Origin of the sequence: Streptomyces aurantiacus (assembly GCF_001418335.1) — a bacterium.
GTDB lineage: Bacteria > Actinomycetota > Actinomycetes > Streptomycetales > Streptomycetaceae > Streptomyces > Streptomyces aurantiacus.
Genome location: NZ_LIPP01000040.1, coordinates 1 through 16,874, shown reverse-complemented (window position 1 = coordinate 16,874; position 16,874 = coordinate 1). Strand labels below are relative to the sequence as shown.

General features: G+C 72.1%; 13 protein-coding genes, 1 pseudogene and 1 riboswitch. Of the genes and pseudogenes, 6 read left to right on the top strand and 8 right to left on the bottom strand.

The genetic code is table 11. The features are described from left to right. Positions 1-173 precede the first annotated feature (173 nt). Both AOK01_RS06705 and AOK01_RS06700 read left to right on the top strand, forming a co-directional pair. The gene (locus AOK01_RS06705) at positions 174-2,072 is read left to right on the top strand and encodes a helix-turn-helix domain-containing protein (protein ID WP_055509452.1); all 1,899 of its coding nucleotides are present in this window, start codon (positions 174-176) and stop codon (positions 2,070-2,072) included. 347 nt (positions 2,073-2,419) lie between these two features. Continuing rightward, a pseudogene (locus tag AOK01_RS06700) lies at positions 2,420-3,457 on the top strand (RNA polymerase sigma factor); the annotation flags it as partial. Between the two features lie 104 nt (positions 3,458-3,561). Here the strand turns inward: AOK01_RS06700 and AOK01_RS06695 are convergent. The 5 genes from AOK01_RS06695 to AOK01_RS46090 all read right to left on the bottom strand — a co-directional run bounded on the left by AOK01_RS06695 (position 3,562) and on the right by AOK01_RS46090 (position 8,702). Continuing rightward, a complete protein-coding gene (locus tag AOK01_RS06695) occupies positions 3,562-4,689 on the bottom strand; it encodes an LLM class flavin-dependent oxidoreductase (protein WP_055509449.1) in 1,128 nt (375 codons plus the stop codon). Positions 4,690-4,704: 15 nt separating this feature from the next. Then, positions 4,705-5,796: an LLM class flavin-dependent oxidoreductase gene (locus AOK01_RS06690; protein WP_055509447.1), complete on the bottom strand. Its 1,092-nt coding sequence runs from the start codon at positions 5,794-5,796 to the stop codon at positions 4,705-4,707. Continuing rightward, a complete protein-coding gene (locus tag AOK01_RS06685; RefSeq protein ID WP_055509445.1) occupies positions 5,793-7,199 on the bottom strand; it encodes an NtaA/DmoA family FMN-dependent monooxygenase in 1,407 nt (468 codons plus the stop codon). The genes AOK01_RS06690 and AOK01_RS06685 overlap by 4 nt, the downstream gene beginning before the upstream one ends. A gap of 18 nt (positions 7,200-7,217) precedes the next feature. Then, a complete protein-coding gene (locus AOK01_RS06680; RefSeq protein ID WP_055509442.1) occupies positions 7,218-8,501 on the bottom strand; it encodes an LLM class flavin-dependent oxidoreductase in 1,284 nt (427 codons plus the stop codon). A 78-nt stretch (positions 8,502-8,579) separates the two neighbouring features. Next, a complete protein-coding gene (locus tag AOK01_RS46090) occupies positions 8,580-8,702 on the bottom strand; it encodes a putative leader peptide (protein WP_281181316.1) in 123 nt (40 codons plus the stop codon). Between the two features lie 299 nt (positions 8,703-9,001). Then, a riboswitch (SAM riboswitch) is annotated at positions 9,002-9,147 on the top strand. Positions 9,148-9,153: 6 nt separating this feature from the next. Between AOK01_RS46090 and AOK01_RS46450 the strand changes: the two genes are divergently transcribed. Further along, positions 9,154-9,249 (top strand): putative leader peptide, encoded by a 96-nt coding sequence (locus tag AOK01_RS46450; protein ID WP_414111686.1) that lies wholly within the window; start codon positions 9,154-9,156, stop codon positions 9,247-9,249. 111 nt (positions 9,250-9,360) lie between these two features. Beyond that, positions 9,361-10,179 (top strand): glutathione S-transferase family protein, encoded by an 819-nt coding sequence (locus AOK01_RS06670; RefSeq protein ID WP_055509438.1) that lies wholly within the window; start codon positions 9,361-9,363, stop codon positions 10,177-10,179. A 13-nt stretch (positions 10,180-10,192) separates the two neighbouring features. Here AOK01_RS06670 and AOK01_RS44755 read toward each other — a convergent pair whose 3' ends face one another. The 3 genes from AOK01_RS44755 to AOK01_RS06655 all read right to left on the bottom strand — a co-directional run bounded on the left by AOK01_RS44755 (position 10,193) and on the right by AOK01_RS06655 (position 14,150). Further along, a complete protein-coding gene (locus AOK01_RS44755) occupies positions 10,193-11,707 on the bottom strand; it encodes a C40 family peptidase (RefSeq protein WP_055509436.1) in 1,515 nt (504 codons plus the stop codon). A 434-nt stretch (positions 11,708-12,141) separates the two neighbouring features. Further along, positions 12,142-12,843 (bottom strand): response regulator, encoded by a 702-nt coding sequence (locus tag AOK01_RS06660; protein WP_055509434.1) that lies wholly within the window; start codon positions 12,841-12,843, stop codon positions 12,142-12,144. Further along, on the bottom strand, positions 12,840-14,150 hold the full coding sequence (locus AOK01_RS06655; RefSeq protein WP_055509492.1) for a sensor histidine kinase: 1,311 nt from the start codon (positions 14,148-14,150) through the stop codon (positions 12,840-12,842). Before AOK01_RS06655 ends, AOK01_RS06660 begins: the two co-directional genes overlap by 4 nt. Before the next feature lie 313 nt (positions 14,151-14,463). Here AOK01_RS06655 and AOK01_RS06650 point away from each other — a divergent pair, with 313 nt between their 5' ends. Then, positions 14,464-15,222 carry an ABC transporter ATP-binding protein gene (locus AOK01_RS06650; protein ID WP_055509432.1) on the top strand — a complete coding sequence of 253 codons (759 nt, stop codon included), beginning with the start codon at positions 14,464-14,466 and terminating at the stop codon, positions 15,220-15,222. Further along, a complete protein-coding gene (locus AOK01_RS06645) occupies positions 15,219-16,823 on the top strand; it encodes an ABC transporter permease (protein WP_245702144.1) in 1,605 nt (534 codons plus the stop codon). The genes AOK01_RS06650 and AOK01_RS06645 overlap by 4 nt, the downstream gene beginning before the upstream one ends. Positions 16,824-16,874: the final 51 nt, after the last annotated feature.

Genomic DNA, 16,874 nt, shown 5'->3' with positions numbered 1-16,874 from the left:
GCACTCCTGTCGCGCTCATGCCACAACTGCTGCTTGCAGAATGGGCTGGCCTCGAACGGGTTGTCGAGGAGCATGACAGCGCTTTCCGTTTCGATAACTTGCGGACACTCACGTCACGGACTGCACCACCCCTTGTTGCTCCTTCAACAACGCCGGGTAGCGTGGGACGCGCTGTGACCACCGCGAACGACTCCCAGGACCTCCCCGCTCTTGCACCGCTGCGCCAGGCTCGCGAGCGGTTCCTGACGGGGCTCCCGCTGCCCGACGGCGTACCGGACGAGGTCGTCGCGGCGTGGCGGCGCGCCCGCTTCTTCGGCGTACCGCACGACCTCAAGGAATCCGTCCGGCCCGTACGTTCCGGGGAGCCCGCCGTGCTGACCGCCGCGCGGCCGGTGCTCGAACGGCTCGCTCCCGGACTCTCCTCCGGACAGTCGGCCCTGGTCCTCACCGACGAGCGGCTGCGGGTGCTGTGGTCGGGCGGGAACGCTCCCGACGACGAGCGGTGCCGTGACCTGTCCGAACGAGAGGTCGGGCACAACAGCGCGGCGCTCGCCCTGCGCAGCCGGCGCCGCGCGGAGGCGCACGGCCCGGAGCACTTCCTCGATCTGTGGCAGGACGTGTCCGCCGTCAGCGTTCCGGTGCTGGCGCCGGAGAACGGGCGGGTCCTGGGCACGGTGACCGTCGCGTCCGGCCTGTGCGCCGAACGCTCGCCGCATCCCGGGGCCGCCCTCGCCGAGGCCACCGCGGCGGCCGTCGAGGCGGAGCTCCTGACCCGGTCGCGCACGGCGGAACACGTGTTGCTCGACGCGTACCAGCGGGCGGCCTCCCGACCGGGAGCCGCGGTCGTGGCGCTGGACGGGCGGAACCGCCTGCTGAGCGAGGCGGCGGCGGGGCTGCTGTCGCCGGAGGCGGTGGAGATGCTGGAGCGGAGCGCCGGGGGCGACGGCCCGGCCCCGCGCACCACGGCCGGCATCGACTCGGCACCGGGCACCCCGCGCACTCCGGCCGGCACCGGCTCGGCCACGGGCACGGCGGTTCCCGGGCCGGAAGCTTCCGAAGTGGAAGCTCCCGAGGCGGAAGCTCCGGGCGGACCGGCGTACCGGCCGGCGGCCTGTCACGGGGCCGCCGGTCCGGGCGCGTACGAGCTCGAACTGCCCGACGGCGCCGGCACCGCGCGCGTCACGCAGGTACGGCACCGGAGCGAGGTCATCGGTGTGGTCGCCGTCCTCGAACCGCCCGCCGGCGGCGTCGCGCGAACCGTCGGACGGCCCCGCGTGGCGCTCGCCGGGCGTTCGGTCCCCTGGCTCCACGCGACGAGCCGGGCGGCGGAGCTGGCAACCACCCGGGAGCCGCTGCTGCTGACCGGCGAACGCGGCACCGGGAAGACCGCCCTGGCACGGGAGTTGCTGGCCGCGCGCGGGCAGCAGGCGCCGCTGGTCGTGGACGCGGCGGACCGGTCCGTGGGCGAACTCGACGGCTGGGCCGAGGCGTTGCCGGACGGCCGGGCACTCCTGCTGCGCCACGCCGAGCGGCTCGCGCAGTCGGACGTGGCCTCGCTCAACTCCCTGCTCGACCAGCACCCGCACGCACCGCTCCTGGTCACGTACACGCCCGACGCCGTTCCCGGCCCCTGCCTCCAACGGCTGCTCGACACCCTGGCCACCCACTCGGTGACACTGCCCGCGCTGCGCGAACGCCCGGAGGACATCAGGGAGTTGCTCCCGGCGGTGACGCCGGGTCCCGCGCCGGGCGAGCCCCCTCTCACCTGGACCCTGGACGCGCTGCACGCCCTGGAGCGCCATCCGTGGCCCGGTAACGTCACCGAACTGGCCCGTGTCGTCAGGGCGCTGGCCCAGCAGCGCCGGACGCTCGGGCCGGTGCGACGGGCCGAACTGCCCGACCCGGTACGGGAAGGGCCCGCGGCGCGCACGCTGAGCCCGATGGAGCACGCCGAGCGCACCGCCATCCTGGAGGCGCTGCGCCGGCACGGCGGCAACAAGGCGCGAGCCGCGGCGGCGCTCGGCATCGCCCGCGCGACGCTGTATCGAAAACTGCGCGGCTATCGGAGCTGAACGACACGGCCGCCGTCGGCGTCGGGGTGGAAGGCACCGCCACCCGCCCCGAGATGCCGCTCTCCTCCTGCGAGCCGGTGGCGGTGACCGCGTAGTAGTACGTGCGATCCGCGTGGATGTCTCGACCGGCGCCGATCCCCGTGCGAACGCCGCCGCCGGGCTCACGAAACGTCTCGAAAATCAACCGCCGAGAACACGTGAGACATCTCACCCAGAATTTTGCGACATTTCCGGCCCGTCACCGACGGCTCAGGCGGGTGTACCTTTGTGAACGGCACGAGGAATGACGAGAATGCGGGATTTCCGAAGACCCAGAGGTCGTTGTTGACATTGCTTGAGTGTGCGCGGGGAATGAGGCCCGGGAAGAGATGCTGAGCGCGATGGAGACAGACCCCCAGGAGCAGCAGACCCATCCGCCGTCTCCGGACGACGAGTCCGACGGCCCTGAACCCGTGCTCACCTCCGACGGCGCCTCGGTCGACCAGGTCCGGGACTACCTGAAGGTGATCAGCCGGGTCCGCCTGCTGACCGCCGCGCAGGAGGTGGATCTCGCCCGGCGGATCGAGGCCGGCCTGTTCGCCCAGCGGAAGCTCGACGAGGAACCCGGTCTCGACCCGCTGTTCCGGCGGGAGCTGGCGATGCTCGCCGACGACGGGCACCGGGCGAAGTCCCACCTCACCGAGGCGAATCTCCGTCTCGTGGTGTCCATAGCCAAGCGCTACACACGACGCGGGCTCAACTTCCTGGACCTGATCCAGGAGGGCAACACGGGCCTGATCCGGGCCGTCGAGAAGTTCGACTACGTCAAGGGATTCAAGTTCTCCACCTACGCGACCTGGTGGATCCGGCAGGCGATTTCCCGGGCGCTGGCCGACCAGAGCCGCACCATCCGCATTCCGGTCCACGCGGTCGAAGCGATCAACAAAGTGGCCAGACTCCGTCGGGAATTGCTCCAGGAACTGGGCGTCGAGCCCACGGTGGAGCAGATCGCGGAGAAATTGGATCTACCCGTCTCGAAGATCGTGGAACTCGACGGATACATCAAGGAACCCGTCTCACTGCACATGCCGCTGGGCGAAGAGGGCGGCACCGAACTGGGTGACGTGATCGAGGACAGCGAAAGCGTCTCCCCCTTCGACGCGGTGTCGTTCCGGCTCCTCAAGGACACCATCCAGACCGTCCTGTCCCACATGTCCCCGCGCGAGGCAGGCATCATCACCCTGCGGTACGGGCTCCTGGACGGCCAGGCCAAGACCCTGGAGGAGATCGGCCAGGTCTACGGGGTCACCCGTGAACGCATCCGTCAGATCGAGTCCAAGACGATGTCGAAGCTGCGCCACCCCTCCCGCTCGCAGGCACTGCAGGACTACGTGGGCCTGGGCTGAGCCGGAGCGCACATCCGCACCCACATCCACATGCGCACACACGCCCACACCCACGGTGGTGGCGGGCGGCGGCCCGGTGTCGGTCGGGCCGCCGCCCGGTCAGGTCACCTCCGTCGCCACTCCTCCGCCAGCAGCTCGTACGAGCGGACCCGGTCGGCGTGGTCGTGGGTGATGGTGGTGATCAGCAGCTCGTCGGCTCCGGTGGCCGCCAGCAGCTGTTCCAGTTGACCGGCGACCCGGCCCGGGGAGCCGACGAACTGGGTGTCGAGGCGGTCCTGGACCAGCTCCCGGTCCGCGTCGGTCCAGACATGGGCGCGGGCCTCCTCGGGTGTCGGGAACGGGATCGCGCCCTCGGCCGTGCGGATGCTGCGCACCCACGGGCCGTAGCCGACGGCCAGCTCTCGGGCCCGCTCGTCGTCCTCGGCGACCACGACGTCGGCCGAGACGCTCACATACGGCTTGTCGAGTACGTCGGAGGGCTGGAACGCGGCCCGGTACGCGTCGACGGCCTCCAGTACGGTCCCCGGGCTGACGTGGTAGTTCGCCGCGAACCGCAGACCGCTCCGGCCCGCGACCTCGGCGCTCTCACCCCCGCTGCTGCCCAGGATCCACACCTGTACGTCGGCGCCCTCACCCGGGACCACATGGGCTTCGATGCCGTCCGCCGACCGGTAGGTGCCGGCCAGCAGCGCGAGGATGTCGTCGACCTGCTCGCCGTACTCCTGCGACTCGGCGTTCGGCTGCTTGAGCAGCCCCAGCTGGAGTGCGACCCGGGGCGAGCCGAGCAGGTGCGCGAAGGAGAACCGCGGCGGGATCAGCAGACCGCCCGGGGCACGGCCGTCCACCACCGGGGTCGCGTTCGGCGGCGGATCGACGGGCGCCGCGGGCGGCCGGCCACCGGAACGGCCCAGGCCCAGGTCGAGGCGCCCGGGATGCAGCGCGTCGACCAGCCCGAACTCCTCCACCGTGGACAGGGCGGTGCGATGGCCCAGCTGTACGGCTCCGGAGCCGAGCCGGATCGTCGAGGTCGCGGACGCGGTGAGCGCGAGCACGACCGCCGGTGAGGTCCCGGCCACTCCGGGGTTCAGGTGGTGCTCGGCGAACCAGTAGCGGGCGTACCCCAGCCGTTCCGTCCGCCGGGCCAGGTCGATGGAGTTGCGCAGCGCCTCGGCCGCGGTGGAGCCGGACGACACCGGGACCAGGTCGAGGACGCCGAGGGGGATGTCTGACATGTGTGGCGGTGCTCCTCAGCGGTCGGCGGAGACGGGCAGCGGCGGGGGCCCGGCCTGCACCGGGCCCCAGGGGAACGGCGGGTCGGGGATCTCGCGGCGCAGCACGGGAGCGATGGCCGACTGGAAGAGGGTCAGCGAGTCGCGGTGCTGCCTGTCCGTCAGCCCGCCGGCGTCCGCGTGCAGATGCAGCACCGTGTGGCCGAACCGCTCGTGGTAGCGGTGCACTTTCTCGATGATCTGCTGCGGGCTGCCGATCAGTGCCGAACTCCGCTCCACGAAGTCCTCCAGGGTGGTGAACACCGGCTGGAGGCCGAGCCGTCTCTGGAACGCCAACTGCCCCTCGAAGACGGGCCGGTACGCGCTGGTCGCCTCCTGTGAGGTGGGGGCCGCGTAGTAGCCGGCGGTCCCGGCGCCGACGGCGATGCGGGCCGGGTCGTGGCCGTGGTGTTCCCAGCGGTCGCGGTAGTAACCGATCAACTCGGCGTACGGGTCGATCGGGTTGGTGACGTTCGCCGAGAAGAGCGGGTCGCCGTAGCGGGCGGCGAGGTCGACGGACTCCTTGCTCGTGGCGCTGCCGTGCCAGACGCGGATGGGCTGTTGGAGCGGTCTCGGCCACACCTCCGCGTCCACGAGGCCGGGGCGGAAGCGGGTCGCCGCGGTCACCTTGTCCTGCCGCCAGAGCTTGCGGAACACCTCGTAGCTCTCGGCGTTGCGGTCCCACTGGTCCTCCGGCGTGACGTGGAACAGGTCGCGCTGGGCGGCGCCGTTGCCCTTGCCGATGATCAGTTCGAGGCGACCGCCGGACAGGTGGTCCAGGGTCGCGTAGTCCTCGTACGCGCGCACCGGGTCGAGGAGGCTGAGCGTGGTCACCGCCGTGAACAGCCGGATGCGCGAGGTGAGCGCGGCGATGTGGCTGAGTACGACGGGCGGCGAGGAGGAGATGAAGGGGCGCTCGTGCCGCTCCCCCACGCCGAAGCCGTCGAAGCCCAGCTCCTCGGCCAGCAGGGCGTTGTCGAGCACTTCGCGGAAGCGGGCGCCGGTGGGTTTGAGGACGCCGGTCACCGGGTCCGGCGCGTGCACGATCAGGGTGATGGCCAGGAACTTCACGACGCGGCCCGCTCGCCCCGCACCGCGGAGCCGACCGAACTGGCGGAGGTCTCCTGGGCGGAGGGCAGGGCCAGTCCCAGGTGGTCGCGCAGGGTCGTGCCCTCGTACTCCGTGCGGAAGACGCCGCGCTCCTGGAGCAGCGGGACGACCGTGTCGGCGAAGACGTCGAGGCCGCCGGGGGTGATGTGCGGGACCAGGATGAAGCCGTCACTGGCGTCGGCCTGCACGAGCTCGTCGATGGTGTGCGCGACGGTCGCCGGGGAGCCGACGAAGGCCTGGCGGTTGCCGGTCTCGATGACCAGGTCGCGGATGGACCACTTGTTGGCTGCCGCGCGCTCCCGCCACTCGCGGGCGGTGGCCAGCGGGTCGCGGTACATCCGGACCTGGGCACGGCCGCGTGCGAGGGTGTGCTCGCCGAGGTCGGGGTCGATGTCGGGCAGCGGTCCTTCCGGATCGTACGCGGACAGGTCGCGGTTCCAGACGAACTCCAGGTGCTTGAGCGCGGTCGCCCCGCTGACCTGCTGTCGGCGCACCTCGCGGGCCAGTTCCTCGGCCTCGGCGTCCGTGTCGCCCAGGACGAAGGTCGCGGCGGGCAGGATCAGCAGCTGGTCGGGCGTGCGACCGTAGCGGGCCAGGCGGCCCTTGACGTCCGTGTAGAACGCCTGGCCCTCCGTGAGGGTGGCGTACCGGCTGAAGATCGCGTCGGCGCCGGCGGCGGCGAACTCGCGGCCCTCCTCGGAGTCGCCCGCCTGGAAGATCACCGGGCGGCCCTGGGGCGAGCTCGGGACGTTGAACTGCCCCTCGATGTCGAAGTGCCGGCCCTGGTGGACGAAGGCGCCGGCCTTCGCGTCGCGCAGGAACGTGCCGCCCTCCTGGTCGGCGACGATCTCGTCCCCGCGCCAGGAGTCGAAGAGTTCGTTCGCGGTGGCCAGGAACTCCTTGGCGCGGGAGTAGCGCTCCTCCTGCGGGAGGAAGCCGCCGCGGCGGAAGTTCTCGCCGGTGAAGGCGTCCCAGGAGGTGACGACGTTCCAGGCGGCGCGGCCGTCCGAGAGGTGGTCGAGGCTCGCGAACTGACGCGCCACCTCGTAGGGCTCGTTGAAGGTGGAGTTGATGGTGCCGGTCAGTCCGAGGCGTTCGGTGACGGCGGCGAGCGCGGACAGGACGGTGAAGGTGTCGGGCCGACCGACGACGTCCAAGTCGTAGATCTTGCCGCCCTGTTCGCGCAGGCGCAGGCCCTCGGCGAGGAAGAGGAAGTCGAACTTGGCGCGTTCGGCGGTGCGCGCGAGGTGGGCGAAGGAGCTGAACTCGATGTGGCTGCCGGCCGCGGGGTCGCTCCACACGGTGGTGTTGTTGACACCGGGGAAGTGGGCCGCGAGGTGGATCTGCTTGCGGGGCTTGCTCATGGTCGTGGTCCTTCCGGCTCAGGCGGTGGCGGCGGCGGCGTCGGGGGCAGCAGCGGCGTAGCGGTTGGCAGGGCGTTCGAGCCCGAGCAGCCCGCGCAGGGTGTCGGCCTCGTACGCGTGCCGGAAGACGCCGCGGCGCTGGAGTTCGGGGACCAGGCCCCGGGTGATCGCCGGGAGGTCGTGGCCGGCGACGGCGGGGCGCAGCCGGAAGCCGGTGAGACCGGCCTGGCTCAACTCCTCTAGCAGATCGGCGAGTTGGGCCGGTGTGCCGGTGAAGATCCTGGCGTCACTGGTGTACGGGTAGCCGGCGAGGGCGTCGAGCCGTTCCTTGCGGGCCGCGGCCTCGGCGGGATCGTCGTCCAGGAGGACGACCAGGTCGCCGAAGAGGTGCAGGGGCTCCCCCGTCCGCCCGGCCGCGTCCTGTTCGGCGCGCACCGAGGCGACGATCACCCGGGCCTGTCCGGCGTCGTGCGGGGTGACGAACCCGAGGTCGGCGGAGCGGCCCAGCAGGCGGAACGGCGCACCGGTCACGGTGTCGTGGGCGAGCGCGCCGACGAGCGGCTGGCCCTGCGGGGGCCTGGGCGTGATCGAGGGCCCCTTGACGCTGAAGTGCTCGCCCTCGAAGTCGATGTAGTGCAGCTTGTCCCGGTCGATGAATCGGCCGGTGGCGACGTCCCGGATCTCCGCGTCGTCCTCCCAGCTGTCCCACAGCCGTCGGACCGCTTCGACGTAGTCGGCCGCTTCGTCGAAGAGGTCGACCGTCAGCTCCCGCACCTCGGGGCTGCCCAGGTCCTCGATGCTGAACGAGGGGAGCGTACGGCGGCCGAAATGGGCGGCGTCGCTCCGGCGTACCGACACCTGGACCCGTACGCCCGCACGGCCGGTGCTCACATAGTCGAGCGTGGCGATGGCCTTCGATATATGGAAGGGCTCTGTGTGGGTGGCCACCACGGTCGGCAGCAGACCTATGTGGCTGGTCAGTGGTGCGACGCGGGCCGCGATGAGGACGGCGTCGAGGCGGCCGCGGACCTGGTCGGTCCGGCCGTCGGGTTCGGTGAAGTGCGAGGACTGGAGGCCGAGGGCGTCCTCGATGGTCACGAAGTCGAGCAGGCCGCGTTCGGCCTCGGTGACGAGGTCCGTCCAGTAGCCGGCGGTGAGCAGGTCCCGGGGGCGGGCCACCGGTTCGCGCCAGGCGGCGGGATGCCAGCCGGCACCGTCGAGCGCCACGGCGAGGTGCAGGTGGGAGGGAGCGGAGGCGGACTCGGACTCGGAAGAGGGCAGGGCAGGGGAAGCTGAGGACACGAGAGGTGTGCCTTCCTGATCGACCGTAGGAGAAAGCCGGCCCTCACGGGAGGAGGGCGGGGCCGCGAGGGATACGGGTCAGGGACGACAGAGCGCGCCGGCGATGCGCAGCAGATCGATGTGCGGCCGGGAGTACAGGCGTACGCGGCGGCGCGGGGTGAGCTTCGGGACGCGGAGGCGGGGCACGGGGCTCGGTCGCACGTGCGTCACCTCCGTCCCTGCGGCTCGGCGGACCCGGGTCCGGCCGGCCTCGTTCGCGGTCCCCTGATCGGGCACCGTCTGCTCGTCGACGCACACAACAGTACGGGTATGCCGTTTCTTCCGGCAGCCGGAATTTTCTCCTGAGCGGTTCGGGGAACGGTTTGACCGGCGGTTCGTCCGGCCCGACGGTACGTCCCGCACGCCGGTTCGGCGGTTCGGCGATGTGTCTGCCCACGTGTTGAGACGTGTCGTATCGCCTTCTTGACGGCCTCACTCAGCGCACCGACACTTGCGGGGACGGTCACGATTGTCAGCGCCCGTCGGTCGGGGTTCCCCCGTCCGTACGGTCATCGGCCCCGGCTCGCTGGCAGGCAACCCTTCCACCGCGACGGGGTGCCCCGGGTGACGACCGGGTTCCGCCGGAGCGGCGGGACAAGCGTGGTCTCGCCTCGTGCGAGCCCCGACCGTGGACGGGTGGGAATTGCCCAGGAACGGCTTGACGAGGCGACTGCACATCGATCTTCTCCGCGTCTCCAGCGCTTACTAGTCGGCTGCACGTCCGCTCGACCCGGATTTGCACGCCGACAGCGCAGTCACTCCGTTTCGCCACTGGCGCCCACAAGGCTGCCAGGGCTTCCGCGATTCCCTCTGGAGAGCCATGCCCGAGACAGTTTCCCGCGGTTCGAGTTCCCGCAGTTCAAGTGCAGGTACCTTCGCGACGGCCGCCGCCCGTGCGGCCGTCACCGGCACGGCCGCCTGCGGTCCGGTTGCCTGCGGTCCGGCCGCGCCCGGCTCGGCAGCACGTCCGCACCGTTTCCGCGGCCGCATCGGCGTCGGTCTCGCCGGCGGTTTCTATCCGGCGCCGCACCGCTATCAGCTGTATCTGTCCGAAGGCTGTCAGCGCTCGCTGCGTGTCTCGATCACCCTGGCCCTGCTGGGACTTGAGAACTCGACGGCCACCACGGTCCTGACCCGTCCCGCCGAGACGCCCGACGCCTTCGCCGCACTGCGCAGGGCCTACGAGGCGACCTGGCACCACTACGACGGCCCGCTCACCGCGCCCGCGCTGTGCGACCGGTGGAGCGGACGCGTCGTCAGCAACCACACGCCCGACATACTGCGCGACCTCGCCGACCTCTCCGGGCTGCGGGACGACGAGGCGGCCGGCCTGCCCGTACTTCGGCCGCCGGCCCTCGCCGCGGAGATCGACGCCCTGCGTGAGCTCCTCGCCCGGGATGTCACACCGACCGCTCAGCCTCATGCCCGAGCGGCGACACTGACGCTCCTCGACCATCAACTGGCCACGCATTCCTACGTGTTGGGCGAGGAACTCACCGCTGCGGACGTGGACCTCTGGGTGGCGCTCACCCACCTCGGCACGGCCGACGCCCTGGCCGCGTACCCCGAGCTGGACCAGTACGTCCGTCGCCTCGGCCGGCACCCGGCCTTCCTCGGCGGCGTGCGGACGAGGCGGTAGCGGGCCGGCGGGCTCAGACGGGCCGTATCACGCTGTGGATCGCCGACTCCCCTGCCCAGTAGATCGACTCCTCGCGTATGGCCACTCCCGGGCTCGGTGCGTGGATCATCATGCCGTTGCCGGTGCAGATGCCGACGTGGCCGACGGGCCCGCTGAAGAGGATCAGGTCACCGAGCCGGATGTCGGAGACGGGAATCATCGTGCCGGCGGTCGCCTGCTCGTGGACGGCACGCGGGAGCGCGACTCCGGCGGCCCTCCAGGCGGCCTGGGTGAGACTGGAGCAGTCGTACGAGCCCGGCCCCATCGCACCCCAGACGCACGGTTTGCCGATCTGACCGCGCGCGAAGTCGACGGCCCTGGCGGCCTTTCCGGCGTACCCGGGGTCGGGCGCTGCGTACCCCGGACCGGGCGCTGCGTACCCGGGGTCGGGCGCTGCGTACGCAGGGGCGGGCGTTGCGTACGCAGGGGCGGGCGTGCCCTGCATGTCACGGACGATTCCCGCGGCGATGGGCGTGCTCGCGTCGGCGTACAGGCCCGTGCCGGCGTATTGATCCGTACCGAGATACATGCCGCCGCCGATGCTCTGGTCGGTGGCGGCGCCCATTCCCGGACCGGGGTACGTGGCCGTACCGGGATACGCGGCTGTACCGGCGTACTGGTCCGTGCCCGCGCGCATGTCCGTACCGGCGTACGGCGCGCTGCCGGTGTACGGCTCGGTGCCGTAGCCGGTGGATTGCTGCTGCCACGGGTCCGCCGCGGCCCAGGGGTAGGTCTGCTCCTCGGCGGGGCGCCAGGCGTTCTCGACCGGCCGGGACGACTCGATCGCCGCGACGGGCGCGCTCCGCCGGGCGGCGTGCCCGGCGAGCAGCTCACGGGCCTGTCCGAGCTTTCGCTGGTTCCGCTGCTTGGAGGTGCGCAACGACGCCTGCGAGGTCTGCGACGGGTCGGCTGCCGGTCCTGGCAAGGCGGCTGTCCTGCCGGACGCCTGGCGCTGCGCCGGTACGGCCGGCAGCGCGGCGACGGGTCCCGCGGTCAACTCGGCCACGGGTCTCGCGGTCAGCTCCGCCACGGGTCCGGCGGCGCCTCCGGCCGACGGTCCGGCGGTCAGCTCCAGGACGGGCTTGCCGGCCGTCTCATCCCGGCCGCCCGGGCGCGCGCCGGAATCGGCGGGCCGGGACCCGGCCGAGCCGCGGTCGGGCCTACGGTCCGGCATCCGGTCGGGCGGCAGCATCGCCGGTACGACGGGGCCCAGTTGGGAGCGCCCCACGTCGAACCACCGCTTCGCCACCTCCGGGAGCGGCGCGGCGGCATCGGTGGCGCCGCCGCGGCCTCCGCCGTTCCCGGAGGCCGGCTTGACCGTGCGCGTCGCCGCGGTCGCCGCCCGGGTCGCGTTGAAGTTCCCGCCGGCGTTCTCGACCCGGTCGTAGAGGCTGCTGATCCGCTGCTGGACCTCCTCGCGGCTCGGCTCGTCGTCTTTCGGGGCGGGCGTGCCTGCGGCGGCGAACCGGTCCGAGGAGTACTGGTCCACGGAAGTGGGGCCCGCCTTCACGAGGGCGGACCGGGAGTTGCCGGGGAGACCGGGGCCTCCGGGGCGCGGCGTTCGTTCCGACGCGATGGGAGACGACTCCTTCCGTGCTCCGCCTGCCGGGTCGACTGTCGGGTCCGGGCGGACGGTTCCGGAAGGCATGCCCTACGGCCCCTGCCGACTGGGCAGTTGGGCCGATTCACCCTGAAAATCGACTGGACCTCCGGCTCCGGCTGCCGCATGGCCTGCCGGATTCGGCGGAGGCCGCCCGACCCGGCGAGGTTCACCGGAGGGAGTCGTACGGCCTGCCGGTCAACTTAGCCAACTTGTGTGTCTCGCGTGAAGATTGATGTGCGAAGTGCCCGATATGTAATTGTGACCTTCGTCGTACCCAACGGAGACTTTCTGTGGTTGACCACCTCACCGCGACCGCCCGGTCACTCGTCGTGTGCGCCGGCGCTGACCAACCCCGTCTCGTAGGCGGCGATGACGGCCTGGACACGGTCACGGAGTCCGAGCTTGGCGAGGATGCGGGCGACGTGCGTCTTGACGGTCGCCTCGGCCAGGTGGAGGCGGGTGGCGAGTTCGGCGTTGCTCAGTCCTCGGGCCAGCAGGCCGAGGACCTCCAGTTCGCGCGGGGTGAGCGAGGCGAGGTCGCGGTGCAGGGCGGTGGTGTCGCTGCCGCGCCGGGCGAACCGCTGCACGAGGCGGCGGGTGATGGCGGGCGCGAGCAGGGCGTCGCCGGTACGGACCGTGCGGACGGCCGCGGTCAGTTGCTCGGGTGTGACGTCCTTGAGGAGGAAGCCGCTGGCCCCGGCGGACAGTGCCGCGTAGACGTACCGGTCGAGGTCGAAGGTGGTCAGGATGATGACGCGAGGTCCCTCGGGGGCGCCGGAGATGCCGGGGGTGTCGGCGGCGCCGTCGAGGATGCGTCGGGTGGCCTCCAGGCCGTCCATCTCGGGCATCCGGACGTCCATCAGGACCACGTCGGGCCGTGTGCGGCGGACCGCTTCGACCGCTTCGGTTCCGTTGGCCGCCTCGGCGACGACGTCGATGCCGTCGGCGCCGAGGATCAACCGGAAGCCCGTGCGGACCAGGGTCTGGTCGTCGGCGACGAGCACCCGCGGCGGCTCGGTCACGGTGTCTCCAAGGGGATCAGGGCCTCCACACGGTAGCCGCCGGTCAGGCGTCGGCCGGTGGTCAGGGTTCCGTCGTGGACGGCGAGGCGCTCGCGCAGGCCGACCAGGCCCCGGCCGCTTCCGGTGGCCGTGCCCGCGCCCGGGTGCCCACCGGTGTCGGTGACCTCCAACCGGAGCCGCTGCGGGCCGTATTCGACGGTCACGGCGGCGGTGGCCCCGGCCGCGTGCTTCACGGTGTTGGTCAGGGCTTCCTGGACCACGCGGTAGGCGGCGAGTTCGAGGCCGGGCGGGAGCGGACGGGGCAGCCCTGTCACGGTCAGGTCGACGGGCAGCCCGGTGTCCCGGACCCGTCCGACCAGCTCTGCCAGCTGGCCGAGGCCGGGTTGCGGGGTCAACTCCGCCCCCGCCTCGCCCAGTTCCGCACCTCCGTGCGCACCTGCCTCCCTCCCCTCGCCCGCGCTCTCGCCCTCGTCGGCCATGGTGAGCAGTCCCATGACGTGGCGCAGCTCGGTCATGGCCGCCCGTCCGCCCGACTCGACGGCGAGCAGCGCCTCGACGGCCTGCTCGGGGGAGGTCTTCATGATCTTGCGGGCGGCGCCCGCCTGGATGATCATCACGCTGACGTTGTGCGTGACGACGTCGTGCAGTTCGCGGGCGATCCTGGCCCGCTCGTGCTCGACGGCCCGGCGCAGCGCCTCGGCCTGTTCGCGTTCCAGGGCGGAGAGCCGGGTGCGGCCCTCGTCGGTCCGCAGTTTCCAGGACCTCAGGCCGACGGCGGCCACGGCCATCGGGCCCAGGATCAGCAGGGCGGTGTACTGGTTGGGGACGATCGGTGTCATCGAGTTCCCCGAGGTGGCGACCAGGAGAACGGACGTCGGGAGCGCCGCCAGGGTCGCCACCCGGTACGGGCTGTACACGGCGGCGCCGTAGACGGCGATGACGAACGCGTAGAAGGTCAGCCGCAGGACGCTCTGCGGTGTCGCCAGTGTCGCGGTCGTCACGACGCACAGCACGGCGAGGGGGTAGCGGCGGCGCAGCACCAGGGCACCCGAGGCGACGGCGGCGAGGGTCACCATGAAGGCCAGGCCGCCGGGGCCGGTCGGGCGTGGCACGACGCGCTGCTCGCCGGGCGCGATCTCACGCACCACGAGGACGTTGTCGGAGTTGTCGATGCCGTAGTAGACGGTGGCGATGCCGAGTACCAGGGCCACCAGCACGTCGAACTGCCAGGCGCGCCGGGTGGGCCGCAGCGGCGGACCGCTCGGAACTCCGGCGTCGCGGATCGCCCGGCGGGCCGCGTCGCGCATCGTCCGGCCGGTGGCATCGCGAAGCGTCCGGAGTCCGGCGTCGCGGATCGTCCGGCGGGCGGCTTCCCGCAGTCGCGCCGGCGTCGTACGTACGTCCGTCACCGGTTCATTGTCGCCGCCGCGCGGACCCGTGGAGTCCGTCCCGGCGGTCGTTCCCGGCGCACCGGATACATCGCTCGCCTACATCGCAGGGATGACGTTTCCGGGGGTCGTCCCAGCGCGGTACCGCGATGGGTCCGCACGGGTGACGCGTGCGACCCGGGCTCGCTCCTAGCGTTCACGCAGCCAACTGCCCGTATCCGAGGAGTACTTCATGACCGTGCCGGTGATCGAACTGTGCGAGGTGAGCCGCCGTTACGACGACGGTCCGCCCGCTCTGCACGAGGCGTCGCTGACCGTACGGCCCGGCGAGGCCGTCACGATTCTCGGTCCCTCCGGCAGCGGCAAGTCCACGCTGCTCAATCTGATCGCGGGCCTGGACCGGCCCGACGCGGGGACCGTCACCGTGGACGGGGTACGGGTGGACCGGCTGGGCGAAGCCGGCTCGGCGCTCTATCGGCGGTCGAGGATCGGCATGGTCTTCCAGTTCTTCAACCTGCTCGACGATCTGACCGTCGCCGACAACGTCGTCCTGCCCGCGCGCCTCGCGGGCATGGCACGTGGCGCGGCGGACCGCCGTACGGCGGAGCTCCTGGAACTGCTGGGCATCGGCCGGCACGCCCGCGCCTACCCGGGGCGGCTGTCCGGTGGCGAGCGGCAACGCGTCGCGGTGGCCCGTGCGTTGATGAACCGGCCGGCCCTGCTCCTGGCCGACGAGCCGACCGGGGCCCTGGACACGGCCGCCGGACAGGACGTCAGCAGGCTGCTCACCGACCTCAACGCCGAGGGGCAGACCATCGTCGTGGTCACCCACGACCTGGCGCTGGCCCGGTCCTGCACGAACCGTACGGTCCGGATCGCCGACGGCCGGATCACCGACGACGTCCGGTCGGGGGCCGTCACACCAGAGGCCGCGACCTCGCAGGAGACCACCACCTCGGAGGCCGTCACGTCACAGGAGGCCGCCCGATGAGCGCGCTCGGCAAAGTGGTGCGCGCGGGGGTGAGCAGACGCCGGGTGCAGACGCTGGTGATCGGGCTCGCCACGATGACGGCGGTGGCCGCCTCCGTCCTCGGCGGATCGCTGCTCGTGGTGTCCGGTGCGCCCTTCGACGACGCCTTCGCCGACCGGCACGGCGCCCATCTGTCCGTACGGTTCGACGCGGGCAAGGTGAGTGCCGGGCAGTTGTCGAGGTCCAAGGACGCCGACGGGGTGAGCGCCGTGGCCGGGCCGTTCCGTACGGCGACCGTCATGCCGCGGGCGGACCGGGCGGGCCCCGGGGGGCCGATGACCGTGGTCGGCCGGGGCGATCTTGGCCGGGACGTGGACGAGGTGGCCCTGCTCGACGGGCGGTGGCCCGCGCGCTCCGGCGAGATCGTGCTGTCCGCAGACTCCCCGCTCTTCCCGGCCCTGGGCATGCAGATCCGCTTCCCCGAGCTGTCCGGAGGTCCGGCCCTGACGGTGGTCGGGGTGGCCCGCTCGGTCACGCGGACCGCTGACGCCTGGGTGGTGCCGTCCCAGATGCCGGCGCTCACCGCGCCCGGCAACGGCGGTTACCAGATGCTCTACCGCTTCACCGACGCGGGCACCGAAGCGCGGATCACCGCGGGCGGCAAGGCCGTGACGGATTCCCTGCCGCCGGGAGCGGCCGTCGGCGAACAGTCATGGCTCACCGCCAAGAAGACCGCCGAGCGCGACACCGCGCTCTACGTCCCGTTCCTCATCGCGTTCGGCACCCTGGGCCTGGTCATGTCGGTGCTCGTCGTCGGCAACGTCGTCGCGTCGGCCGTCGGCACGGGAACGCGCCGCATCGGCATCGTCAAGGCCGTCGGCTTCACCCCGGCCCAGGTCGTACGGGCCTACGTGGGCCAGGCGCTGATCCCGGCCGCTGCCGGCACGGCCCTCGGTGTTCTCGCCGGGCACCTGCTCGCCGTCCCCGTACTGGCCGACACCGCGGAGGTCTACGGCACCTCGTCCCTGGGCATCGCTCCCTGGGTCGACCTGGCGGTGATCGCCGGGGTGCTCGGCCTGGTGGCGGTGACCGCGTGGGCCAGTGCCTGGCGGGCCGGCCGGCTGCGTACGGTCGACGCGCTCGCGGTCGGACGTACCGCTGCCGCGGTGCGCGGCCGGTGGGCCGCCCGGCTGGCCGGACGGCTGCCGCTGCCGCGTCCTGTCGCCATGGGCCTGGCCCGGCCCTTCGCGCGGCCCGCCCGCGCGCTGGCCATGGGCACGGCGATCCTGTTCGGCACCGCCGCCGTCACGTTCACCGTGGGGATGAGCGGCTCGCTCGGCCAGGTGATGAAGGCCAGGGCCCACGACGCCGCCGATGTCGTCGTGCCCGCGCCCCAGCCGGACTTCGGGCCTAGGGCCCTTCTGATGGATCTCCGCGGCGTCGCGACGCCCGGCACGCTCCCCCAAGCTCTTCGAGCAGGGGGGACCCCCACTCGCCGCACCGGGCACAGACCCAAGTACGTCCAGTACGCGGGCCTGTGCCCGGCACGCCGAGAGCACGCACCGAACGCCGCTCCTTCCCCACGGAGATCCATCAGAAGGGCCCTAGGCGGCGGGCTGTGACATACCGGCACGCCCCCGCCCGGTCGTGTCGCGGCTGCGGGGAGTGCCTCA